The 22,179-nt window shown below is 52.5% G+C and carries 20 protein-coding genes, 1 tRNA gene and 2 pseudogenes; 9 read left to right on the top strand and 14 right to left on the bottom strand.

Going from position 1 to position 22,179, the window contains the following annotated elements; genetic code table 11:
• Window positions 1-16: 16 nt before the first annotated feature.
• From ABNV41_RS13080 to ABNV41_RS13065, 4 genes and pseudogenes are all read right to left on the bottom strand, one after another.
• The gene (locus tag ABNV41_RS13080) at window positions 17-2,371 is read right to left on the bottom strand and encodes a TonB-dependent siderophore receptor (protein WP_050819034.1); all 2,355 of its coding nucleotides are present in this window, start codon (window positions 2,369-2,371) and stop codon (window positions 17-19) included.
• Between the two features lie 302 nt (window positions 2,372-2,673).
• Window positions 2,674-3,828, bottom strand: a pseudogene (locus tag ABNV41_RS13075) (Hint domain-containing protein); the annotation flags it as partial.
• An 11-nt stretch (window positions 3,829-3,839) separates the two neighbouring features.
• Window positions 3,840-4,594 (bottom strand): IS5 family transposase gene (locus ABNV41_RS13070; protein ID WP_087651418.1). Its coding sequence is split into 2 segments (ribosomal slippage): window positions 3,840-4,255 and window positions 4,255-4,594, totalling 756 coding nucleotides; the frame shifts between segments, so codons are not numbered across the junction.
• A 729-nt stretch (window positions 4,595-5,323) separates the two neighbouring features.
• Window positions 5,324-6,400: a hypothetical protein gene (locus tag ABNV41_RS13065; RefSeq protein WP_050819036.1), complete on the bottom strand. Its 1,077-nt coding sequence runs from the start codon at window positions 6,398-6,400 to the stop codon at window positions 5,324-5,326.
• Window positions 6,401-6,836: 436 nt separating this feature from the next.
• Between ABNV41_RS13065 and ABNV41_RS13060 the strand changes: the two genes are divergently transcribed.
• A complete protein-coding gene (locus ABNV41_RS13060) occupies window positions 6,837-8,222 on the top strand; it encodes an IS1380-like element IS1380A family transposase (protein ID WP_088364685.1) in 1,386 nt (461 codons plus the stop codon).
• A gap of 261 nt (window positions 8,223-8,483) precedes the next feature.
• Window positions 8,484-9,506, top strand: coding sequence for an IS110 family transposase (locus ABNV41_RS13055; RefSeq protein WP_050818395.1), 1,023 nt, complete (start codon window positions 8,484-8,486; stop codon window positions 9,504-9,506).
• Between the two features lie 216 nt (window positions 9,507-9,722).
• Here ABNV41_RS13055 and ABNV41_RS13050 read toward each other — a convergent pair whose 3' ends face one another.
• The 8 genes and pseudogenes from ABNV41_RS13050 to ABNV41_RS13015 form a co-directional block, all read right to left on the bottom strand.
• Window positions 9,723-10,265, bottom strand: coding sequence for a hypothetical protein (locus tag ABNV41_RS13050; RefSeq protein WP_050819037.1), 543 nt, complete (start codon window positions 10,263-10,265; stop codon window positions 9,723-9,725).
• Window positions 10,266-10,723: 458 nt separating this feature from the next.
• Window positions 10,724-10,843: pseudogene (locus tag ABNV41_RS13045) on the bottom strand (DUF6538 domain-containing protein); the annotation flags it as partial.
• Window positions 10,844-10,929: 86 nt separating this feature from the next.
• Window positions 10,930-11,016 (bottom strand) — tRNA-Leu (locus tag ABNV41_RS13040).
• Window positions 11,017-11,088: 72 nt separating this feature from the next.
• Entirely contained in the window at window positions 11,089-11,766 is a 678-nt protein-coding gene (locus ABNV41_RS13035; protein WP_050819039.1) for a M48 family metallopeptidase, read from the bottom strand.
• Between the two features lie 69 nt (window positions 11,767-11,835).
• The gene (locus ABNV41_RS13030) at window positions 11,836-12,288 is read right to left on the bottom strand and encodes a YcgN family cysteine cluster protein (RefSeq protein WP_349934788.1); all 453 of its coding nucleotides are present in this window, start codon (window positions 12,286-12,288) and stop codon (window positions 11,836-11,838) included.
• Window positions 12,285-12,722 carry a hypothetical protein gene (locus tag ABNV41_RS13025; protein ID WP_050819041.1) on the bottom strand — a complete coding sequence of 146 codons (438 nt, stop codon included), beginning with the start codon at window positions 12,720-12,722 and terminating at the stop codon, window positions 12,285-12,287. Before ABNV41_RS13025 ends, ABNV41_RS13030 begins: the two co-directional genes overlap by 4 nt.
• Window positions 12,704-13,816: an extracellular solute-binding protein gene (locus tag ABNV41_RS13020; protein WP_050819042.1), complete on the bottom strand. Its 1,113-nt coding sequence runs from the start codon at window positions 13,814-13,816 to the stop codon at window positions 12,704-12,706. The genes ABNV41_RS13025 and ABNV41_RS13020 overlap by 19 nt, the downstream gene beginning before the upstream one ends.
• A 35-nt stretch (window positions 13,817-13,851) precedes the next feature.
• Entirely contained in the window at window positions 13,852-14,967 is a 1,116-nt protein-coding gene (locus tag ABNV41_RS13015; RefSeq protein WP_050819043.1) for an ATP-binding cassette domain-containing protein, read from the bottom strand.
• A gap of 73 nt (window positions 14,968-15,040) precedes the next feature.
• On the opposite strand from ABNV41_RS13015, the gene ABNV41_RS13010 reads away from it, so the two are divergent.
• The 7 genes from ABNV41_RS13010 to ABNV41_RS12980 all read left to right on the top strand — a co-directional run bounded on the left by ABNV41_RS13010 (window position 15,041) and on the right by ABNV41_RS12980 (window position 19,434).
• On the top strand, window positions 15,041-15,343 hold the full coding sequence (locus ABNV41_RS13010; RefSeq protein WP_003625602.1) for a hypothetical protein: 303 nt from the start codon (window positions 15,041-15,043) through the stop codon (window positions 15,341-15,343).
• A gap of 39 nt (window positions 15,344-15,382) precedes the next feature.
• Window positions 15,383-15,808, top strand: a complete 426-nt coding sequence (locus ABNV41_RS13005) for a phage holin family protein (RefSeq protein ID WP_003629184.1) — start codon at window positions 15,383-15,385, stop codon at window positions 15,806-15,808.
• A gap of 133 nt (window positions 15,809-15,941) precedes the next feature.
• Window positions 15,942-16,436, top strand: coding sequence for a MarR family winged helix-turn-helix transcriptional regulator (locus tag ABNV41_RS13000; RefSeq protein ID WP_050819044.1), 495 nt, complete (start codon window positions 15,942-15,944; stop codon window positions 16,434-16,436).
• Window positions 16,437-16,458: 22 nt separating this feature from the next.
• Window positions 16,459-16,653 (top strand): DUF1656 domain-containing protein, encoded by a 195-nt coding sequence (locus ABNV41_RS12995; RefSeq protein WP_019088863.1) that lies wholly within the window; start codon window positions 16,459-16,461, stop codon window positions 16,651-16,653.
• 26 nt (window positions 16,654-16,679) lie between these two features.
• Window positions 16,680-17,591: an HlyD family secretion protein gene (locus ABNV41_RS12990; protein WP_003625609.1), complete on the top strand. Its 912-nt coding sequence runs from the start codon at window positions 16,680-16,682 to the stop codon at window positions 17,589-17,591.
• Between the two features lie 9 nt (window positions 17,592-17,600).
• Complete coding sequence (locus ABNV41_RS12985) at window positions 17,601-19,127, top strand: efflux transporter outer membrane subunit (protein WP_050819045.1); 1,527 nt, start codon at window positions 17,601-17,603, stop codon at window positions 19,125-19,127.
• Complete coding sequence (locus ABNV41_RS12980) at window positions 19,105-19,434, top strand: hypothetical protein (protein WP_230844609.1); 330 nt, start codon at window positions 19,105-19,107, stop codon at window positions 19,432-19,434. The genes ABNV41_RS12985 and ABNV41_RS12980 overlap by 23 nt, the downstream gene beginning before the upstream one ends.
• Here the strand turns inward: ABNV41_RS12980 and ABNV41_RS12975 are convergent.
• The gene (locus tag ABNV41_RS12975) at window positions 19,431-20,153 is read right to left on the bottom strand and encodes a hypothetical protein (RefSeq protein WP_349934787.1); all 723 of its coding nucleotides are present in this window, start codon (window positions 20,151-20,153) and stop codon (window positions 19,431-19,433) included. The two genes, ABNV41_RS12980 and ABNV41_RS12975, sit on opposite strands and share 4 nt — an antisense overlap.
• A gap of 4 nt (window positions 20,154-20,157) precedes the next feature.
• Window positions 20,158-22,128 (bottom strand): squalene--hopene cyclase, encoded by a 1,971-nt coding sequence (shc, locus tag ABNV41_RS12970; RefSeq protein ID WP_050819047.1) that lies wholly within the window; start codon window positions 22,126-22,128, stop codon window positions 20,158-20,160.
• Between the last annotated feature and the right edge of the window lie 51 nt (window positions 22,129-22,179).

Genomic DNA, 22,179 nt, shown 5'->3' with positions numbered 1-22,179 from the left:
TTATGCGGAAAAAGTATCAGAACTCCGCAGAGAAAGTGAAGTGATAAACACGTGGCAACCCTGCATACAAGCTGGATGCAGCACCAGATGTACCACTTGGTGCGCCTGTATAAACAGAGGCCCAGTAGCGTTCATTGGTTGCGTTGCTTACCCCAAAACGCACAACCCATGGAAACTGCGCCACATGGAAGGCGTAGCGCGTGCCTAGATCCAACGTGGTGTAGGATCCGGTATGGAGTGTGTTGGTAACATTTGCTGCACGGTTGCCCATGTAATGAACATTGGCATTAAAAGCCCAGCCAGATGCGAATGATCCCATGGAAGCTGGTAGGCGGTAATCCAGCAACATATTGGCCTGCAAAGGTGCTGCGCCAACAATTTCCTTATTGTTCAGTGAGGAAGATGCAGCATGCACCAGTTCTGCATCCAACCATGTCATGCCAGCAAGTACAGAAAGGTTAGGTAGGACTTCGCCAGAAATCTGGGCTTCCACACCATAGTTCCGCTGCGTGCCGCCATATTGATAGGTCTGGCAGTTGGTCATGGCCGCGCAGCCAGCGTTTGGATTCCGTGCGGCAACATACATTGCGTAAGGTGATGTCATACGGAAACCGGCAACGTTAAACTGCATTGTTTTATAACGCAGTTTATAACCCACTTCATATTCTTCAGAATGCGCAATGGGCAGCGCCATGTTGGTATTGGTGTAGCTTGCACTGTTAGGGGTAACAGGCCCAGCTTCAACAGAACGACCATAAGTGAAATAGATGGTCTGGTTATCTGTTGGTTTATACATCACGCTGGCTGTCGGGCTGAAAGCTGCTGATGTATCAAATGTTTTTCTCAGAGGTGTTTTGGAATTAAGCGCACTTTCCTGATTGATCCAGCTCCAGGCAAGGGTGCCCATAACAGACCAATGTTTGTTAATGCGCATGGTGTCACCAATAATAAAAGACTGGCTGGTGACACTGCTGGATTTATAGCGCCCATGATAATAAGGCTGTGTGCCCTTGGAGGGGGAGGCGCCGTAAAGGTTATATACCCCCAGGTTCTGCGCGCTTGTTACAGCTCCTGTAGGGTTGTAATTGCCCATCATGTAGCCGTTGGTGCCAATCACCAGATCATGCTGCAAGGGGCCAGTGTGAACACGTCCGTTAAAATAGGCCATGTTACTGCCTACACGGAAATCATTCGCCGTCGTTGTGGCTGTTGCTTTGGAGCTGAACCAGCCATCGCTGCCTCTCAGACCGCCACAGGTTTTACTGCCATCGCACAGCGTATCTGCTACGCCAAAGGATTGTCTGGCGGCATCCTGGTACAGCCCGCCCAGCGTGAAGCTCCAATCCTTGTTGATCTGGTGCTTGATTTTGGCAAGAAACGTATTGGTTTCCATATTGTAGCCGCTCCATTCAGGAGCAAGCCGCTTGCTGAGATCCGGCGCTTCAGGAAGCTTATCTCCGCCTACGCCGGTTGCAAGAATGCCAAACCCGGGCGCAGTGCCGCGCTGGTCAAAAGTGTAGTGGCTGGCATCAATTTCGATAACCGTCTTGTCATCAAGGTGGATATCAAAATCACCGCTAACCATTTCGCGGCGGACCATACTGCCTTGTGTATAAGCCGTGCCATTAGCATGCAGCATGTTCAGGCGGTAACCAAACCAGCCGTTTCGGCCTAAACGCCCAGAAATATCACCATTCACAGTTGGCGTGCCGATGGAATCCACACCAACGGAAAGGCGTTCAGTACGCCGATCTGTCGGGCGTTTCAGAGTGTATTCAAAAACACCGGCTGGGTTTTCTGGTCCATACATTGCGCCAGCCAAGCCGTTAAGAACCTGCAGGTTATCTACCCATTCTGCCGCATAAGGTGTGGTGGCAACAACGTTTAGACCATCAAGGCGAGAGTTGGAGATAACATCAGCTTCAAACCCACGGGATTGAGGGCGAGATGTGTTGGGGTCCCCGCGAACTTCCAGCTGCACGGATGGAAGATATTGCGCCATATCATTGAGGTTGCGGATCTGCTGGTTTACCACAACATCATGCGGAACACCCATAACAGAATAGGGTGTATCCAGAGTATCTCGGTTACCTAATGGACCAAGATAAACAATTTTGTTCATGTATTTGGCGGCGGTGCCATCTGCGGCATGGTGACCATGAACATTCACGGTTTCACCATTGGAGCCATCCAGTATCCCCGCAATAGGGGCTGCGGTGGCCTGTTTTTTGGGTGCGGCTGTTTTGATGGCAGTTTGTTTATTGCCTGTAGGCAGGTTTGTAGAAGCAGGCGTTGCAGCCAGTGCCGAGGTTGTCAACAAAAGGGCGCCAAACGTTCCGGCGGCGCAAAAAGTATGGAAACGATCGTGCATAGATCTGGCAGGTCCGGGGTTAAAGTAAAATTAAAGGGGTGAGCCTCTTTTGCCGGGCCTGATATCAGTTTGTCTATATATATTGGTACATAAATCTGTATATGCATAAATATGGATGGAGAGTGATGCCAAAATAATACAGTTATGCGGAAGAGGCTGCAGCGCGCTAAGAGATGCAGCCTTTTTATTTAAGGTTTTGCTTTTGCAGCCTGCTTTAGAGTTTATGGGCGGCAATGCCGCAATAACAAACAGGCTCCACATACAAAGTAGAGCCTGTTTGAAAGAATTATTACGCCAGTTTATCAGGCAGAACGTTTGGTATCCACGTTTTGATGATTGATCAAAAAGGGACCAGCCGCACGAAGAGTGATAGACAAGATGCCAATATTGCCGGGGGAGAGATAGCCCTCCAAAGGGAGTTCAGCGTTACCATTGGTCCATGCACAATCAGTCCAATCGGTATCATGCCAACCATCTGGTTTTTGGGCCTGAAGATGAGCCGTGATTTTATGTTGTTGTTGTGCCGACAGCAAAAGCACATCGCTCACAGCAACACCCATAAGACGACGGTCATCTACAAATGGCCCGATAACGTCTGCTGGACGGTTGGCACGCGAAACAATGCGTACGGAATGTGTATTGGCTGGGAGCATGAAGTTGTAGCGCTTCCCATCCTGCCGGATAGGACGGAGCATGGTTTCGTTGTCTGTTATGAGATGCAGATACGGATCATCTGTGCGTTCAGAAGATGTTATGGGCGTTTCGGAAAAATTATTGCGTGCTGCTAGTTTGTGGAACAAGGGTTCAACAAAAGCACGATCCACGCATAAAGGTGCTGCGGCATCTTTTTCCCAATCACGACGAGTGCTACCAAAAGGGATCACTGTTCCTTCCTGATGGAACACACGGCGGTTCCCTGTATCCAGATAACTTTCTGTCAGCATGCCATCAGCAGTTATGACAGAGTGCTGCGCAGTTTCCACGTGGTAGTAATCGTAAGAAGTGATGGATTTATCGTAAAAAATGGAAACTCCATTTACCAGCATACGCGCGGGCACAAATTTACCATCAAAGAACAAGCAGTGTTCGGCAGTAATCAGCATATCCTTATAAGGTACGCCATCTGCAATAGCATTTTTGCACACACGTACAGGATACCCAGCTTCATCATCAGGTAAATGAGAACGAACGCTGCATTGAGCTTTTCCTACCCATACCACTGGGCGTGTGATTTTCTGTTGGGTGTTGCTGTCATAGGCAATAACTTCATCACCAGTCAGAAGGTTTTCGACAGCAACATCTCCTTTAGGAGTGCGGATCATACTTCCACGCAAGAAGCAGACCTCATAAATCAGGTTGCCATCATCGCCAACAACCAAGGCATTGCCGTGCTTCGATACACCATCAATAGTTAAACCTATGGAGTGGCCATTTTTCAGGTTAATCCATATTTTATTACGGCGTGTCGTCAGTTAAGCAGGATGATGATTGAGGCGAACTGCACGGCTGCGAGGAAGGTCGATTTCAGTTTATCGTAGCGGGTTGCGATAGCGCGAAACTGCTTGAGTTTATTGAAGAACCTCTCAACAAGGTTCCGTTCGCGATAGAGAGAAAAATCGGTTTTCCGTCGTGTCGTTCTGTTGCGTTTTGGCGGGATGACCGGGGTAATCCCGCGCTGTATCAGCCGATCGATCAACCTGTCCGCGTCATACGCCTTGTCAGCAAGGAAAGCATCCGGTTCGATGTTTTCCAGAAGTGGTTCTGCCTGGGTGATATCGGCATCCTGTCCCGGTGTGATGCCGAGTTCCACTGGATTGCCCAGAGCGTCGCAGATGGCATGGATCTTTGTAGTTAGCCCGCCTCGTGATCGTCCGATGGCCTGATCCGTGCCCCTTTTTTGAGAGCTCCGGCACTATGCTGATGCGCTCGGACAATTGTGCTGTCGATCATCATGTATTCGTTGTCGTAATCAGCGGCCAGATAACGAAATATCCGTTCGATGACGCCGCTTTCACACCAGCGGCGCAGACGCCGGTGCACGTTTTTCCAGTCACCGAAACGGGCAGGAAGGTCGCGCCATGGAATACCCGCGCGATAGCGATACAGCACCGCCTCCACGAACAGACGGTTGTTCACCGCAGTGCCGCCGACATAGCCTTCTCGACCAGGAAGAAGATCCTTTATCCGCTCCCACTGGTCATCGCGTAAACTATAGCGCCGCATCTGTCTGTCTCCCCAAAAAATGGGAAAACAGTCAGCACACGCAGACACAAAGTACAACCCTCACGTGCCACTCTCAGGGCTTAACTGACGACACGCCGTAGCACGCAAATTGAAAGCTGGCCATGGAATGCGTATCTTCCGTTCTGAAAACGAAAATTTCTATCCCTTTTCTGACTAAGGTTTCTGGTAAGTCAGCATCGCAATTTGAATTGGTTGTTGAAGGGTGGTTTGGGTCTACTTAATGCTGCTTTAGAGCACTTGAACGAAGGCTCTGAATGAATGGCATGAATGCATTGTGGCCCGGTGTTTTCATACAGCGTGAATGTTTGGTTTCAGGAAAAAATATCATTGTCCAAGTCATCTTGGAATAAAATAATCTGGTTGTAATCTTCCATGAATTATAAACTACCAATGCTGGCTTTCGGTCATCTCTTCTTGATAGCTGACTATTTACATCGCCTCTCAAAGCTGCCTGTCTGCTGCAAAAAATGAGTAAACAAGCAATAATTCCCTTCGTGCGTGACGTAAAAGGGTTCGCATAAGCTTCCTCATTACGGATAGGGCCACAATCGTGCCGAATTAGTTGCTTGAGGCGAGGCACTAAAGTCGATAACTTACGCAGATGATATGATCGCTAACCGCGTGTCCCGATAACAGCTATTTTTTTCCTTACGCATATAGCAGGTATCATTACGGCTCAGCTTTCGTGACTGTTTAAAGGAGCAACGGTCATGAAGAACCACAAGACGGTAAGAATGCTGGTGTGCTGGAAGGATGTTGTTTTATAGCGACCTGGCGCTTCGAAGATATTGGCTTCCGGGTGAGTAAAGTGGACAGTCGCTTAATTTCCTGACGGGCACTATCTTTTTCGGGTTGGTGTACCATATTCCACTGCTGGATCCGTTGAGCTCTGGCGTCGACCAGTCTGTCAAAACGGGATGAAAGCCAGACATTAAGCGTTGCCTGATCGGCCATGGCTGAGAATTCGGCATCATGCCTCTTGCGGAACGCTTCAAGGGCCGGTCTGTCATTTTCTGTCACACTGCTCCGGAGTGGTGTGGCTGGTGTTGAGCGCAGCCCGACAATATGCAGCAGCGTTTGCACGACAAAGCGGAGAACTTCCAGAAATTCCAGTAAAAGCCGGTCACAAATCTTTTCGAGGCGTCTGCTCTTTCCGTTCATACGAAGCCAGACGCTTTTTTGAGCCCTCGTCCACGCCTGTTTTGCCGAATGATAACGGTTAAAGCTGTCTCTGAGCTGCCTCTGGTAGGGCGTGAGCTGCTTGTGCCATTTCGCAAGAGTGGCATCCCGTTCCAGAGCAGCCCAGCCTGTTTCCGGAGCCTGCTGGTCAAGAATGGCTTGTTGCAGAGCAATGGCGTCTCTGATTTTACGGTGGAAACGCGCCTCTTCGGCCCTTATGATACGGAGAGGGGGTTCGGGGAGGTGTGGCTCTGTCGCTGGCGTATTAACCTCGGACATGCGCTTAAGCCAGAGTTCGGTTTGCCATTTGTTCATTTGAGGACGTTTGGTAACGTGGCGTTTGCTGAGGACTGGCAGGGTGTCAGAGGCTTTGGGGATAGGGTATTCATTGTAAAAGTCTGCGGTTGTCCGGCGGATTGGCAGATGGGTGCTCTTGATATCCATCTCCGGCTTGCTAACAGTCTGTTGCTGCTCTTCTGCAAGAAGTTTCCTGAACTCGGCTACCCTGACTTTTGTCAGGCGGATAAAGCTGCCAATCAGTTTTCCGTCCTGATTTTCAATGATATGCGCTCCGGGCCGTCTGTCTCTCCGGTCCCCTTCACGCATGGTCAGACCATGCTCGACCAAAGCTATCCGAAAGGCTTTCAGGTTATCTGATTGGCTCCAAAGGGACCGTATGACGGAAAGAATGGAATGTCACCGCGTCTGGCAGGCCAAGGCGTTTTTTGTGTTTTGAAAATGATCTGGCAAAGTTATCTCCTCGTTCACCTGATGCTGAAACAGTCAGATCAGGAAAGAGGTATTTTTCATCACTGTTCTCAAGCAGATTCAGCCCTTCCATTCTGAGCAGGTTGGAGTGAATGGGAATGATCCGTGTTCCCGCTGCCGTTTTGGGTGACCAGTTATCTTCCGTATGTGGTCTGACATGGAAGCAAGGAATAGTGTCGACGCGGAAATCTCACAGAAGGGTTGTACATCGGGTTAGATTATGAAAAAGTCTGTTTTGCACAAAAGAAATTTCCATAATCATCAAGAAAACCCGATGCAGACAGAGTGTAGCGCAGGCGCGTATGAGTTTCCAGCCTCCTGTGGACGGCGTGTTGTGGCCCGTTTTGACGGGGGTCGCATGAGTTCGGATGGGGGCGTCATTCTGGTGAAGCAGGCTGATGACATTCTGGGTCTCAGCCGCCGCTTTGCTGCCTGTTTTCGCGATAAGCGGCATCCCGGCTTTGTGGAATACCGGGTTGAAGACCTTGTCCGTCAGCGGATCATGGGCCTGGCACTGGGCTATGAAGATCTCAATGATCACGATGCCCTGCGGCATGACCTGATCTTTGGTCTGGCCTCGGGTCGTCTGTCAGGAGGCCGGGCAAACTGCGCAGCATTGGCTGGCAAATCTACACTGAACCGGTTGGAGCGCAGTGGGCACAAGGCAGATCGTTACTGTCGCATCATTGCTGATCATGAGGCCCTGGCTACCCTGTTCGTCACGCTCTTCCTTGACCAGCATGAGCACGCACCTGCCCGGATCGTTCTGGATGTGGATGCCACCGATGACCGTATCCATGGCCATCAGGAAGGCCGCGCCTTTCATGGATATTACGGCCATAACTGCTATCTTCCCCTGTATGTCTTCTGCGGGGACCATCTCCTCAGCGCTACCCTGCGCACGGCAGACAGGGACCCGGGGAAGGAAGCACTGGCAGACATCCGCCGGATCGTGGAGCAGATCAGGAGCCGTTGGCCTCGGGTGCGTATCCTGGTGCGTGGGGACAGCGGTTTCGCCCGGGACAGTCTGATGACATGGTGCGAAGACAACCACGTTGACTTCCTGTTCGGGCTTGCAGGCAACACCCGCCTGTATGACCGGATTGCCTCTTTGTCCGCTGAGGTTCGTGACGAAGCCGCCACGACAGGCAGAGCTGCGCGCGGCTTTGCCTCCTTTGACTGGATCACAAAGGACAGCTGGACGCGCCGCAGGCGGGTCGTGGCCAAGGCCGAATGGCGCCACGGCAACCGCTATCATCGCTTCATTGTCACCACGCTACCGCAGGGAATGTCCGACCCTCGCCATCTCTACGAACAGATTTACTGCGCACGCGGGGATATGGAAAACCGCATCAAGGAATGCCAGATGGATCTGTTCTCAGACAGGACCTCGTCCCACACCATCCGGGCCAACCAGCTCCGGCTGTGGTTCTCGGCCGCAGCCTATGTCCTGCTGACCGCTCTGCAAAGACTGGCCCTTGGCCAGACCAGCCTGGAGACGGCGACCTGTGGCACCATACGCGCACGACTGCTCAAAATCGCGACACGTGTAACGCTCAGCGTCCGTCGGATTGTCCTGTTCATGCCGGACATGTTCCCCTGTCAGCACGAATTCGCCCTCGCTCATGCACGATTGCGAAGGCTCCGGCAGGCCATCTGAAGAAACAGACAGTGCACAGACCACATAGCTTCCACCAACACTGCCTTCTCAGGCCGTGACACCCTCACTGCGTTCAGAACCCGCCGCCAGAAGCAGAATATCGTCAATATTCCAGATCGGGCTCCTGTGGGATGACTGAATTCTACAAAATGACCCGAAATTGCCTCAAGTGTGAGATGGGGTGGTTGCCGTCCTCCCCGCACGGCATCGCAATGTGCCAGAATGGTCGTTGGAAGAAACGACTGCGCGAAAGGACGGCAGATGAAGGATACAGTGATAGGCGTTGATCTGGCAAAGAACATTTTCCAGGTTCATGGAGCTTCGCGTGCGGGCGAGGTGATGTTTCGCAAAAAGCTGCGTCGTCAGCAGTTTATGCAGTTCATGGCCACGCAGCCGCCTGCTCTGGTCGTTCTTGAAGCGTGCGGGAGCGCGCATTACTGGGCTCGCGAACTGGCAGGAGCTGGTCACGAGGTCAGACTGATCGCTCCGCAGTATGTGAAGCCTTTCGTGAAGCGCCAGAAGAACGATGCTGCTGATGCGGAAGCGATCGTCATTGCGGCCCGGCAGCCGGAAATGCGCTTTGTCGAACCACGCACTGAAGCGCAGCAGGCGCGTGGCGTTCTTTTCCGGGCCCGGCAGCGTCTGGTGCACCAGCGCACGGAACTGGTGAATGCCCTGCGTGCCGTTCTGTATGAATTCGGTCTCGTCGTGCCACAGGGGATTGCGCATATCAGACACATTGAAACCATGCTGGATGAGGCGGTTCTGCCAGAGGCTGTGAAGCAGGAATGCCTTGATCTGCTGCGACAGATTTCGGAGCAGAGTGTGCGGATTGATGTCAGAACAAAGAAGATCAGGATGCTTGCCCAGGAAAGTGAAAACACCTGCAGATTGCAGAGCATGCCTGGAGTGGGTCCTCTGACCGCTCTTGCGATTGAAGCTTTTGCGCCTGACCTGCAGAGCTTCCGGCGCGGGCGCGACTTTGCTGCGTGGCTGGGGCTGGTGCCCCGTCAGTTCTCATCTGGCGGAAAGGAAAGGCTGGGGAAGATATCAAAAGCCGGGCAGGCTGATATCCGCAGGCTTCTCATCATGGGCGCCATGACCCAGGTGAACTGGGCCAGCCGTAAGGCCCCTGCACCGGGAAGCTGGCTGGCACGGATGCTGGCCCGCAAGCCCCGTATGCTGGTAGCCATTGCGCTGGCCAACAGGATGGCACGAGCCATCTGGGCCATGGCAACAAAACAGGAGGATTATCGGGATCCGGCCCTGTCCCTGGCAGCCTGAGCGATGGCTCGGCTCCCGCGGATGGAACCGGTAGGGGTGTGAGAGGGCGATGACCTGAATGGGCGCATGATCGTTTGATCCGGATCGGAAAAACCAGTGGATTTCTCTGTGCTTTAAAGCACGCCTGTGAGATTTGGATCTGATCCGCTGATCACCATACCGGCCAGTGGCTTCTGAAAGGCCACATCAACAGGCATTACAGAAGACCGCACACGATCACACGTCAATATTGGTCAGAAAACTCTTGCATAACGGACGGTAACCACAGAAGAAATCCGCGTCGATGACCTCAATGTCCTGTCTTCGCAAGTTGCAGATTTCACCCAGCCTCATACCGGTGAACATGCCTATGGTAATAATGCCTGCCCATGGGTTCTTGTCTACAAGATCACGCTGGACAAGATGGCTCCAGAGTGAAGACATGCGTGAGAAGTGGTTTTTGACTGTTTTCCCGCTGACAGTTTCTTGTCCCTGCTCCTGTGCCTGAGCGATCACCATGCGTAAGGGGAGAACAGTTTTTCCTTTGCCATGCGTAGCGGGCAGGGAGGACAGAAGGTCGAAGAACTCACCGGCCACCGTGCCCGTGATGTGTCGAATGGGTTTGTCGCCGAAGGCCTCAATAAACAGATCAATGGTCTTACGAGTGGCTTTGAGCGTGTCGGGGCTTTTGGTGGTGTCTGAATAGATGAATTTTTCGGCCATGACAGACAGGCGAGGAGAGGACGGTTTAGCTGGGGCAGGCTTTTCTTCTGCGTCCACTTCCTCAAGAGGGGGGGAGATGATGCCGGAAGGTTTCCAGCCTGCTGGGCCAGTGCCTGATTGCTGCGAATATCCACAATCATAGCTGCAAGTCGGTTTGCCTCCCCCCGAAGCATTTCTTTCTCTTTAGTGCTTACGGCTGAGCCTGTTTTGAGGCGCTGGCTGAGAGATTCCAGTCGCGTCTGTATGGCAGCAAGGTGATCCCTGCTCTGTTGGAGGAAGGCGCTTTCTTTTTGAACCTGTGCCAGCATCTCCATCGCATGACGGGCTTTCTCAGCCTTTTGCTCCAGTGCGTGGCACTCTTCTGCGAGGGAGAGAGTGGTTTCCTGATCCCGGATCATCTGGGTTTGCAAGGCCAGAAGCTCTTGCAGAAAAGTAGGGGAAGCCTGTTCGTCCAAAGTCCGGGCCTTATGAAAGAAGTCGCCTGTACGCGCATACAGATCAGCAGCTCTTTCGCGGACGATCAACTTTTTATCGGTGCGCAGGGAGAGGGAGATTTCAGACCGGCCCAGAAGGGCTTTGAGGTCCTGCGGGATGGCACGGCGGAAGTGGTAGTGTGAGCCAATGAGTCGGAGCATCTGCGTTTCCCATTCTGGGAAGACAAACGGGAAAATCCCGCAGACCCGTCAAATTCTTATTTTACTGTTATATTTCAAGAGGTTAGTGGTGCGAACTGCGGGACTCGAACCCGCACGCCCTTTACGGGCTGGAGATTTTAAGTCTCCTGCGTCTACCATTCCGCCAAGTTCGCGTAGGTGCAATGGGTGCATCTAAAGTAGTTGGAAGCGTTTTAGCATGGTCGGCAAGAACTGCAACAGGATGTTTATCGAACAGCCTGTAAAATAGCCCCAAAATGTCGCAGCCAACTTTCTGCTTGCTGTCTATGAGGGGTTAATGTGTCAACCATTTTCCAGAATTGGAGACTATGGTTCATATGCTGTAGATGGCTTAATTCATGGGCAATCAAATAATGGCGTACAAAAAATGGTGCCATTACGAGCCGCCAAGACAACATGATACGCCCAGAAGAAGAACAACTGCCCCAGCGGCTTGATGTGTCACGAATATCCAGGCGTGTAGGGTGTAGCCCGACAGTTTGGGCCATCTGGTGTATTTCTTCAGCGAGAACTTTGGTTGCGTATTGTTTGAGAAAGTCTTCTACCCGGCGGGCAAGAAAAGAGGGATCTCCACTTACAAAAAGGCACTCATTTTCTAGCCATGCACCTCCTTTGCGATCAGGCGCATGGCAAATGAGATAATCTTTGTCTTGAATGGAAATGTTTGAGCCAATTGTAAAGCGCGGCGTCTGTACTAATTTTTCAAGTCGCGTTGTAATCCAGTGTGCTTGTTTATGTAAAAATGCCAAGGCCTGTGTGTGCGGAAAATTTTTTGGTAAAGTAACAAGCACAGCCTGTTCTTTTGCAGAAATGCGTATGATGCAGCGCTTGGCTTTTGTTGAAATGTGCCAGATTATTTTTGCAGCACCATACCCTTGCAACATTACATGGTCTGGCCAGGAGGAATTCTCTTTACAATTCAAGAAAACATCCTTTCTGGGTAAAGATTTTTACTAAGATTCCTCAGCAGGAAGGCCAGGCCAACTGACAATGTAGTCTTCCAGTGTACCTGCACGTCTTTCACTTACGCAGCGTCCTGCAGCAGATTCACCGGCAGCGATAACAGATTCAGCAGTATGCGTCAGCAATGGGTGCCATTGTGGCAGGCCTCGACCTTCTGAAAGGCGGCGATACGCACAGTCTGGTGGCAGCCAATCAAGTTCAGGAATCATTTTTGGTGTCAGGGTAATACAGTCTTGCACTTTACGGTGGCGTTGCGCGTAGTCAGTGCATTGGCAGGTTTTCACATCTAGCAGGCGGCATGCAACGGATGTGTAATGCAGTTCTTCTGTGTCATCATCACGCAGTTTATGCAAACAGCAGCGCCCACAGCCATCGCACAGGCTTTCCCATTGCTCTGTGCTCATTTCTGCAAGTGGAGTGGTTTCCCAAAAAGGTTCTGTCATTGTGCAATGCCAAAAAAGAGGGAGAGAAAAACGCTTGTGAATAAAGGTTTTTTAAGAAGAGGCCAGATAATGAGCCGTAGGCAGGTGCTGCGGTTGGCTCCTAGCTCATGCGCTGTTGGTCCCCATGCTTCTGGTAGGGTTTGAAGTTTAGCCAGCGGCCAGAGGGCAAGTAGAGGCAAGCTTAAAGCGCCCTGTAAAAAAGGAGTATAGGATGCGTTGGTGATAACGGGCAGGAAAATACCCAGAACTGATGTAGGAATAAACAGCATAAAGAATGAAATATAAAAAATACGCCCAGCATGTGTGGCAAATGCCAGAATAAGCAGAACAAACATCAGAAATATGCTTGTCATACTTATGCTGACAAATCCCCACAAAAAAGAATAAGGCAACGCGATGTGCATGAGAGAAGGGATCACTTGCGAAGCGCCCATTGTTCAAAATGTTCTGCAATGATGTTTAAGTGATTTATCCAAAAGATATCATCAACAACAAGCGGAGCCGCCAGGTGGCGTAAGTTGTTATCTACGGCCATATCTCTCATGGAAGGCAGAGATGGCCATGCATTGGAAAAAGCCTGTTGCTGCTGTGCCTGATCAAGCCATGATACAAAACTGAGTGCGGCAGCGGTGGAGGCGGAGCTATGAGGCACCCCCCATCCATAGCGTATCTGCAGGCGTTGCTGCCAGCATATGCCAAACCGTTTGGTGTCTCCTACGGTTGTGTTCAGCATTTCTCCTGTGGGGGCCAGTCCCATCAGGGCACCGCCACTTTTTAAAATCTGTCCGGCTTCTTCCGGGGTGGACCACCACACAATGTAAGGGCGCAACTGATCCAGTTTTCGGAAGGCGCGCATTAACCCGTCTTGGGTATTGAGTGTGCGGTACACCATTTCAGATGGTACACCATCAGCCAGCAGGGCAATTTCCAAGGTTGTGCGTGGGTCACGTCGTAAGCTGCGGCGCCCCGGGTGGCGGGCAACATCCCAAAAGTCACCCCAGTTGGGGGGCGTATCAAAACGTGAGCTATCCCACGCAATGGCATAATCAATGCTGGTTGAATAGTTAGGTTCTGCGGCATCTTCCGGTAAAGGGGCAAGCAAGCCTGCGCTGCCACCTAGCGCCAGACTGCTATTTTCCATCATGACGGCAGCCCAATGTTTGGGATTGGTTTTTTCCTGCTGCTGAAGAGCGGTGAGAGATCCGTCCCACCCGGAAGTTATGATGCGATGATGTGTCTGACGCGTATATCCGGCAAAAAGGATTTTTTTCTGTGTCTCACAAATCTTGCCCGAGAATGTCAGAACCCTTAGGGCGGCGTCTGTATGCGCAACCGCGTGTTTACGTGCAGAGCGTGCCAGAACCGTGTGGGGAGCAAGAGAGATTACACCGCCGCCCAACCCAGCTAGCAGGGTTTTCCGTCGGGAGATGGTCCCGCTAGAAGGCTCTTGTTTCTGAGAGTGGGGTGACGGAGTCCCGCTGGAGCGACCGTGCAGGAAAGAAAAAGAAAACAGGGTAACCTCGCGCATATAGTGCAGCCAGATGAAGGCAGGTTAGTTTAGCCTTATTTTGCATCCATCGGAAAGGCGATAGCGTTCTGTGGTTGCCAGGCCAAGATGGCTTTGTTGCCTGGGCGTAGCTCACGCGGCAAATGTACCAGTGGCCGGTGGGCTATAATTTCTGTTCCATCCAAAGTGCGAAAGCGCATGGCAATGGCGTGGCCAATGTGGTGGGCCGAAACAAGAGTGCAGGCAATATCAGTTTTGTCTTCTATTTCAAACCCGCCAGAGCGCGGAAATAAAACAGAAAGACGGTCTGGCAGGATACAGATGCTGGCAAGGTCATTTTCTTCCAGATTGTAATCGGCCACAGCCTCTACTGTCTCGCCTGATGGTAGGCGTAGTTCGGCAATGTCATCTTCTATAAGAAGTACCTTGCCGCTGATAACATTGGCATCGCCAAACTGTTCCGCCACGCTCAGGCAAGCTGGGCGGTTTAGAAGGGTGGCAACATCTCCTATTTGTAACAGGGTGCCATTTTGCATAATGCCAATCTGGTCTGCCGCCATCATGCAATCCTGCTTCTGTCGTGAAAGCAGTAGAATGCTCAATCCTATGGCATGGCGTAACCGGTCCAGAAACGTGATTGCACGCCGGATGGTTGGCTGATCCATTTTTTCGAAAGGCTGGTTCAGAACCATAACCTCAGGCTGTGTAATCAGGGCACGGGCGAGCTGTGTCCGAAAGATCTGTTCTGCATTGAGTGTGCGTGCCGGTTGGGCGCGCAGGGCTTCCAATCCGGTTAGGGCCAGTATTTCAGCCCCGCGGTGTGAGACCTCAGTTTTATGGAGTGTGCCATTGGCGCGGAGGGGCAGGAGAATATTGTCCAAAACGGAAATATGCGGAAACAAGGGCGCATGCGGGCCTATTGTTGCCAGTTTTTTATGGCCTGATGTGCCTAAGTTATATGGTGTGCCATTAATTTCTATCTGCTCAACCGTGCAGGGGCGTCTGCCGGCCAATGTTTCTGCCAGATAGGTCAGATCCTCATTGTCCTGCCCGATTCCCAGTATGGCTGTGCAGCTTCCCGCCGGTAGAGAAAGCGTGAGGGGTTGTGCGTCGTGAAAGAACGCTAGATTGTGAACCGCCAGTGCTGTGGATGAGCCATGCGTGGTATGCATGCAACTATGTCCCTTTCCGTGGGTTAGAAGTAAAGTGCACTATATTTCAGGCAGGTAAACGGAGGTTTCTTTCATGTCTTCAGATAAAATCAAAGAAGTAAAAGCAGCAGGCGAAGCCGCAGCCGACACGGCACGGGACGAATTGGAAGCCGTAAAAGCACATCTTGAACGTCTTGTGACCCAGCATCTGGTGCCCGCACTGGGCCGCGCAGGGGATAAAGCCGGTACGCTGAAAGAGCAGGCGGTTGCCAATGCGCGCGAACTGGCCGATCATGCACAAAGCGATCTTGCTAAGCGTAATCGTGGTCAGTCTTCCTGGTTGTCCATTGCCATTTCCGGCGTGGTGGGCTTTATCCTTGGGCGTCTGTCACGCTGACGCTTGTGCGTCATCTGAACAAAGGTAGCCTCGGAGCCCATGCGTATCTTTGATCTTGGTAAATCCGCCCTGAATGCTCAGTCCAACCTGATGCAACAGATGGCCATACGATACGGCAAGCAGGCCGTATTGTTGGCAATGGCGGCAGTATTTGGACTATTTGCCTTGATTACAGGGCATGGGCTCCTTTGGGTGCTTCTGGTTTTTGTGGGGCATTTTGGCCCAGTAGGCGCGGCCTTTACGGTATTCGGTCTGGATCTCTTTGTAGCTCTGGTTTGTGTACTGTTTGGCCGCCGCTCTTACCTGACAGTTCAGGAAGTGGAAGCCCGCATCGCCCGTGACCGCAACATCACCATGATGCGCGACTCCATGACCATGGCAGCTGTAACGGCAACCGTTGCAACAGCCATGGGCCGCGGCGGATCCCGCAAAGTGTGGGACGTTGTGCGGCGGAAAAAGGACTGAAATCGTCCACTCTGGACGAAACCATAGGTTCCATTCCAAATTTGCATTGGCGCGCAGGATTTTTTCTGTAAATGATGGCGCTGTCTTTCGTGAGTGTGCAAATTGTTTGCACGCTCACTAGTGTGGGTAGGGAATGGAACCGAATCATCATCCCGTTATGGCCAATGAGCCCCGCCGTTTCTTTGGATATCGGCTGGCGCGTCTTGCTGCTGTGTGGCGGCGGGAGATTGATGCCGATCTGCGGGCCTTTGGCCTGACAGATGCCACATGGCGGCCCATTTATTATCTAAACTTCTCCAAAACACCTATGCGCCAGACAGATCTGGCCCGCTCCCTCTCTTTGGAAGCCCCTTCACTTGTGCGGCTTTTGGATGTGTTGGAAAAGCGCGGCTACGTGGTGCGTGAAACGGATGAAGAAGATCGCCGCTCCAAATTGGTCAGCATTACGGAAGAAGGGCGCAGTGTTGCTGCTCTTGTCAGCCGCGTGGCTGATGAAGTGACAGCCCGCCTGACGGAAGATGTTTCCAGCCAGGAGTTGGAAGAATGCTGCGGCGTTCTTGACCGGGTTGAGCAAGCCGCCCAAAACCACCGGGATACCGTTGGTGGTGATAAAAGAGGCGTGCGGTAATGCCAGTTTCCAGAACAGTGCCATGCTAGCTGAATTCAATATTTTTGGTGTTTTTATTGCACCTATTGTCGTGTACGCCCTAGCGGCGCTGCCGATTACAATGTTTGTTCGCTTCGTGTTGTGGTGGAGCGGCCTTCTGGGCTGGTTCTGGCATATCGCGTTGTTTGAAGTATCGTTATACGTCAGTATCCTTTGCCTGCTGATCCTCTACGTCTGACCCGAAAAGGCTTTTGAGTCTCCGCAATGCCCCTTCTGCGCACCCTGATACGAGTTGTTCTGACCCTTGCGGTCGTCTCACTGGCCATCGTTCTGGGGATTACCCTGTGGAACGTGTATATGATTGCACCCTGGACCCGAGATGGCCGTGTGCGTGTGTACGTTGTGGACGTGGCACCTGAAGTTTCCGGCACCGTGGTGCAGATTCCCATCGTGGATAACCAGTTCGTGCATAAGGGTGACCCCCTGTTTGTGCTCGATCCGGTACGTTTCCGTCTTGCTATCCGCGAGGCACAGGCCCGGCTTGACGGTGCCTTGGAAGATTTGAAGCTGAAACGCAACGATGCCCGCCGCCGTATGGGCTTGGGTGGCATTGTGTCGGCCGAAGAACAGGAAGTCTTTAACTCTAATGTGGCAACGCAGATTGCATCTGTTGATGCCGCACGCGCTGCCTTGGATGTGGCTAAACTGAACTTGCAGCGTTCGGTTCTGTATTCTCCGGTAAATGGCTACATCACTAACCTGAACTTGCGAGTGGGTGATTACGCGTCTGCCGGGCAGGCCCGTATGGCCGTTATCGATTCCGACTCCTACTGGGTTTACGGGTATTTCGAAGAAACAAAGATGTGGGGCGTGCACGTGGGTGATGAAGCCCGCGTTAAGCTGATGGGCTACAAGCCTATTCTTACAGGCCACGTTGTCAGCATTGCGCGCGGTATTAATGATACCAACGGCACACCAGATAAACTTGGGCTGCAGGATGTGAACCCGATCTTTACCTGGGTGCGTCTGGCGCAGCGTATTCCTGTGCGTATTCACATTGACCATGTGCCCGATAGTGTCACGCTGGCGGCAGGCATGACGGCAACTGTCAGCGTAGGCCCTGAACCCAGAGGCCGCCGCGGAAAGTTGACGACCTGGCTGCAAGATCATCTGTAAGCGCAGGATATGAGACAGAACATGAAGGGTCGTCGTCGCCTTGGGCTGTTTCTGGCAACATCCATGTTGTTGTCAGCCTGTACCGTAGGGCCAAATTATCAGCCAGACCGCATGAAGGTTCCGGCCGCGTTCAAGGAGACGGAGGAAGAGCATCCGGCTACACCTGAAGAAATTGAACGCACCAATAAGGAAATGACAGAGTGGTGGTCTTTGTTCAAAGACCCCATTCTGACCCGCTTGGTTGAGGATGCCATTAAAGGCAACTATGACCTACAAATTGCCGGGCAGCGTATTTTGGCAGAGCGGGCTATTCGTGATCGGTCTGCCGCGCAGTGGTATCCGCAAATGGATGCCAATATGGGCGGTGGTGATGTGCGCTATTCCATCAACATCGATAACTGGCCAATCCGCCCCGGCAACCCTCAGAACCGGCCAGAAGCCTCCATGCTCACCTATGGTGTGATGGCATCGTGGGAGCTGGATATGTTCGGGCGTATCCGCCGTGATGTGGAAGCGCATGAACATCAGGTAGAAGCCAATATTGAAGGCCGCCGTGCACTGCTGATGGGGCTTTTGTCCGAGCTTGCGTCCGACTATATGTTGCTGCGCGTGACACAGCTGCAGATCAAGATTGCTACAGATAACATTCGTGTTGCCAAGGATGCGCTGGACCTAACCAACAAGCTGTATCTGGAAGGTGTGGGTAACACCCTGCAGATTGCACAGGCACAGGCAGAAATGGATGCGCAGATTGCTGCGCGTGAGCCGCTCAAAACGCGTGTTTCCCAAGTAACACACGCCATTGCGGTGTTGTTGGGCAAAATGCCGGGTGAACTGGAAGAGGAGCTGAAGATACCGCGGCCTCTGCCAATTGTGCCGGAATTTCCTGCCACACTGCCATCCATTGTTATCGCTAACCGCCCGGATATCCGTATGGCAGAGCGGCAATACGCTGTAGCCACGGCTCAGATTGGCGTAGCTGTTGCCAACCTGTACCCACACTTTGTGGTGCCGCTCACCTTTAACCCCAATGCATCCGCCATGTATCAGGCGTTTCAGGCAAACGCGATGAGCTGGCAGTTCCTGCTGATGGCCAGTATGCCATTGATGCACGGCGGCAAGATGACAGCGGAAGTTCGTGCAGCACAGGCTGCGGCAGAAGCCGCGCGTCTGACATATCGCCAGACAGTGCTGCAGGGCTTTAAGGAAGTGGAAGATGCCATGGCTGCATGGCATGATGACATTGAATATGCCGAACAACTGCATAAAGCCGCAGAAGATAGTGCAACTGCCAGTGAGCGCGCGCGTAAACTCTATGGTGCTGGTCTGGTAGGATTTTTGGAAGTGCTGACAACGGAACGCACAACCTTGAACGCGCAGAACATGGAGGCGCTTGCCAAGCTGGAGCGTCTGCGTGATGCGGTAAACTTGTACACGGCTCTGGGTGCCGGGTGGAAAGGCGTTGCCCTTACCAACACCACGTTGCCCGTATCACTTGAAACGCAGAACTTCCTTGCCCGCGCCTTCAAACAGTAATCCCGATCAGAAAAACGCCCTGGCGTCACCTTACGTCAGGCGCGTTCTGCTCATTGCTTTGTTAGTGGGCGGTGGTTTTACGCTGATGTGCGTTACCGGCTGGCTGGCGGTAGCATATAGCCACCCGCAAGATAGCTGGGCCATGCTGGCTTTGCGATGGGTGTTCCCTGTTTCAGGCGCTATCATGGTAGCGGCTGGGTTTGTGTTTCTCAATCGCCCGGTAGCACAGAATGTCTGGGAAAGTTTTGAAGCGTCCTCAGATGATGAGGACGCAGATGAAATTGTATCCGATATGGATGGGCGCTAAGCGAATGAGCTGCCAGCAAGCCGTTTGAAAGCTGGCGTTTGTGCCTGCGCTGTTAGAAACGAGATCATGGCCTTACGTGCCAGAGCGGCGTCCTGCCCAAGGTGAATAAGCCCACCAATCTGTGTAGGGTGGCGTAAGACATCACATATCAACTTGCCGATTTGCAGCCCCCCTTCAGGGGAAAGAACCGATCCTGCAATAGGGGGCAGGGAACGGTCTGCTGGATCGCACACAACCCGCAGTACCGCAAAAGGTAGACCAGCTTCTTCTGCTGCTTTGGCAAGAAAACCACTTTCCATATCCAATGCAGGGCAGTGAGATTGCGCAAAAAGCTCTGCCTTATGGGCTGCATCCATCACAACAGTATCACTATGCAGCAACGTACCGCCCTGCACACCGGTCTGATCTCCGCCTAAAATATGGCGCAAGGTGGCATCGCACACGGCATCTGCACCCCAGCAAGAGACTTTCTCGGGGATAACAATGGTGCCAGCAGATAATGCGGGGTTGAGCCCGGCAGCCAAACCAAAGGAAAGCAGGCAATCAGCCCCACTGGCCACTAATCTGGCAGCCTCCCGCTTTGCTCCGGCATGTGTGGCGCCACTGGCTGCAATGGCAGCATGAGGGAAAATAGAACGTATAAGGCGTGCTTCCGCTTTTAACCCCACCAAGATACCGGGGCGAGATGGGGAAGGCTGCGCAGAAGCTGATGATGTCATTGATTTAGAACCCAAAGGAAACGCGTCGGCTATTGCTGTTTTCAAGGTTGCGGTATCGGGCTAACGCCATCAGTGGGAAGAACTGCTTGTAGCCGTGGTAACGCAGGTAAAACACTTTGGGGAAGCCAACAGCATTATAGGGGTCTTCGTGCCATTCTCCGTTAGCATCCTGCTGGTCTGCCAACCATGAGATCCCGCGCGCTACGGCAGGATCATCCCGACGTCCTGCAGCCATAAGGCCCAGAACAGCCCATGCGGTTTGTGAGGGCAGGCTTTCACCATATGTACCGTGTGGGCCGCCTTCATAAGATTCACACCCTTCACCCCAGCCACCATCAGCACGCTGAACGGAACGTAACCATTCCACGGCTTTCACCACGGCTGGGTCATCGTGAGAAACGCCAGCAGCATTTAGGGCGCACAGGGCAGACCATGTGCCGTAAATATAGTTTGTGCCCCATCGTCCAAACCAGGAGCCATCTTTTTCCTGCTCTTTGCGCAGATACTCCAGCCCGCGCTGGATAACGGGCTCATCTTCCGGGTTGCGCAACTGGGCTAAAAAGGAAATGCAGCGCGCAGTGACATCTGCTGTCGGTGGGTCCAGCAAGGCGCCATGATCGGCAAAGGGAATGTGGTTGAGCACATCTTTGTTGTTGTCGATATCAAAAGCGCCCCAGCCACCATCTGTGCTTTGCATACCCACAATCCATGTGCGCGCGCGCTCAATGGATTCAGCATTTGCAGGGTCGCCTTCACGGTGCAGCAACATGCCCACTACGGCTGTATCATCCACATCCGGGTAATAGTCGTTTCCGTATTGAAAAGCCCATCCGCCGGGAGCCAGATTAGGGTTACGAACAGCCCAATCTCCCTTCACGTTCAGGATCTGCTTGCTACGAAGCCATGCACAGGCTGTTTTCAGCTTACTAAGGGTTTTTTCTGGTGCAATTCCATTGGGGCCGGAAGCCGCCTCAATCATAGCATGGCCAGAAAGCCCGGTATCCCAAATGGGGGAAACACAGGGCTGGCAGTAAGCTTCATCGTCTTTTTCAACAATAAGGGCCTGCACGGCTTCCCATGCTGTTTTTGCACGTGGGTCTTCATCTGGCACGCCCATGGCCCGATACATCATCACCACGTTGGCCATGGCGGGGTAAATGGCCCCCAATCCATCTTTGCCATTCAGGCGAGGCTCGATAAAATCAAGGGCGGCTTGAATAGCCTTTTTATGTGTTTTTTCGGGAATAAACGGCACAACTGGCCGCAAAACGCTATCCAGCCCTTTAAAAACATATCCCCATGCAGAGCGATAAGGGCCGCGGATCCAGTCCTGCACTTTTTCTGGTGGCGTTACAAACAACTCCCGCACATGGACCTGGCGCGGGTTTGCAGCCACAGGGCGCAGAGCTGCCAGCACCAGAAGCGGGGCAATAACCGTGCGGGACCAGTAAGACATATTCCATACGGAAAAGAATGCTTTGGCAGGCAGAAGCATCAATTCCACCGGCATAACCGGGGTTGCGCGCCACGGCACTTCCCCAAACAGAGCAAGCTGGGAGCGTGTGAACACGTTTGAGCGTTCTGCGCCGCCATGATCCAGAATGGCTTCTCGCGCCCTTTGCATATGGGGGGCGTTAATATCATCTCCCACAGCTTTGAGCGCGAAATAGGCTTTTACAGTGGCCGAAAGGTCAAACTTGCCATTGTGGTAAAGGGGCCAGCCGCCGTGTTCTTCGCTTTGGATGCGGCGCAGGTAGATGGCAATTTTCTGCTCCAGCGCATCGTCAATCCTGTCCATGAAATGTTCGAGCAGGATATATTCAGCAGGAATGGTGGCATCGGCTTCCAGTTCATAAACCCAATGCCCATCATCTTGCTGGGCCTGACTGAGCGCCGTATGCGCACTAAGGACCGCACGATCCAGAGCCTCTGAAGAAAGGCGTGATTCGGAAAGAGCACTCCCATCGGCGGCCATGTCAGAAAATCCTTTCTGCTTGCAAGCGTAAAGCTGTTTAGAGCGCAGTGC

This window comes from Acetobacter sp. A11-2, assembly GCF_040208445.1.
In the GTDB taxonomy this organism is placed as follows: Bacteria; Pseudomonadota; Alphaproteobacteria; order Acetobacterales; family Acetobacteraceae; genus Acetobacter; species Acetobacter oryzoeni.
Note: the sequence above shows the minus strand (reverse complement) of the source record. Positions and strands in the feature narration are given on the sequence as shown.

Bases quoted from the DNA above. Each gene is read 5' to 3' on its own strand.
- ABNV41_RS13080 (WP_050819034.1), bottom strand. From the start codon at position 2,371: ATGCACGATCGTTTCCATACTTTTTGCGCCGCCGGAACGTTTGGCGCC.
- ABNV41_RS13065 (WP_050819036.1), bottom strand. From the start codon at position 6,400: ATGCGTGAAGGGGACCGGAGAGACAGACGGCCCGGAGCGCATATCATT.
- ABNV41_RS13060 (WP_088364685.1), top strand. From the start codon at position 6,837: ATGCAGACAGAGTGTAGCGCAGGCGCGTATGAGTTTCCAGCCTCCTGT.
- ABNV41_RS13055 (WP_050818395.1), top strand. From the start codon at position 8,484: ATGAAGGATACAGTGATAGGCGTTGATCTGGCAAAGAACATTTTCCAG.
- ABNV41_RS13035 (WP_050819039.1), bottom strand. From the start codon at position 11,766: ATGTTGCAAGGGTATGGTGCTGCAAAAATAATCTGGCACATTTCAACA.
- ABNV41_RS13030 (WP_349934788.1), bottom strand. From the start codon at position 12,288: ATGACAGAACCTTTTTGGGAAACCACTCCACTTGCAGAAATGAGCACA.
- ABNV41_RS13025 (WP_050819041.1), bottom strand. From the start codon at position 12,722: ATGGGCGCTTCGCAAGTGATCCCTTCTCTCATGCACATCGCGTTGCCT.
- ABNV41_RS13020 (WP_050819042.1), bottom strand. From the start codon at position 13,816: ATGCGCGAGGTTACCCTGTTTTCTTTTTCTTTCCTGCACGGTCGCTCC.
- ABNV41_RS13015 (WP_050819043.1), bottom strand. From the start codon at position 14,967: ATGCATACCACGCATGGCTCATCCACAGCACTGGCGGTTCACAATCTA.
- ABNV41_RS13010 (WP_003625602.1), top strand. From the start codon at position 15,041: ATGTCTTCAGATAAAATCAAAGAAGTAAAAGCAGCAGGCGAAGCCGCA.
- ABNV41_RS13005 (WP_003629184.1), top strand. From the start codon at position 15,383: ATGCGTATCTTTGATCTTGGTAAATCCGCCCTGAATGCTCAGTCCAAC.
- ABNV41_RS13000 (WP_050819044.1), top strand. From the start codon at position 15,942: ATGGAACCGAATCATCATCCCGTTATGGCCAATGAGCCCCGCCGTTTC.
- ABNV41_RS12995 (WP_019088863.1), top strand. From the start codon at position 16,459: ATGCTAGCTGAATTCAATATTTTTGGTGTTTTTATTGCACCTATTGTC.
- ABNV41_RS12990 (WP_003625609.1), top strand. From the start codon at position 16,680: ATGCCCCTTCTGCGCACCCTGATACGAGTTGTTCTGACCCTTGCGGTC.
- ABNV41_RS12985 (WP_050819045.1), top strand. From the start codon at position 17,601: ATGAGACAGAACATGAAGGGTCGTCGTCGCCTTGGGCTGTTTCTGGCA.
- ABNV41_RS12975 (WP_349934787.1), bottom strand. From the start codon at position 20,153: ATGACATCATCAGCTTCTGCGCAGCCTTCCCCATCTCGCCCCGGTATC.
- shc (WP_050819047.1), bottom strand. From the start codon at position 22,128: ATGGCCGCCGATGGGAGTGCTCTTTCCGAATCACGCCTTTCTTCAGAG.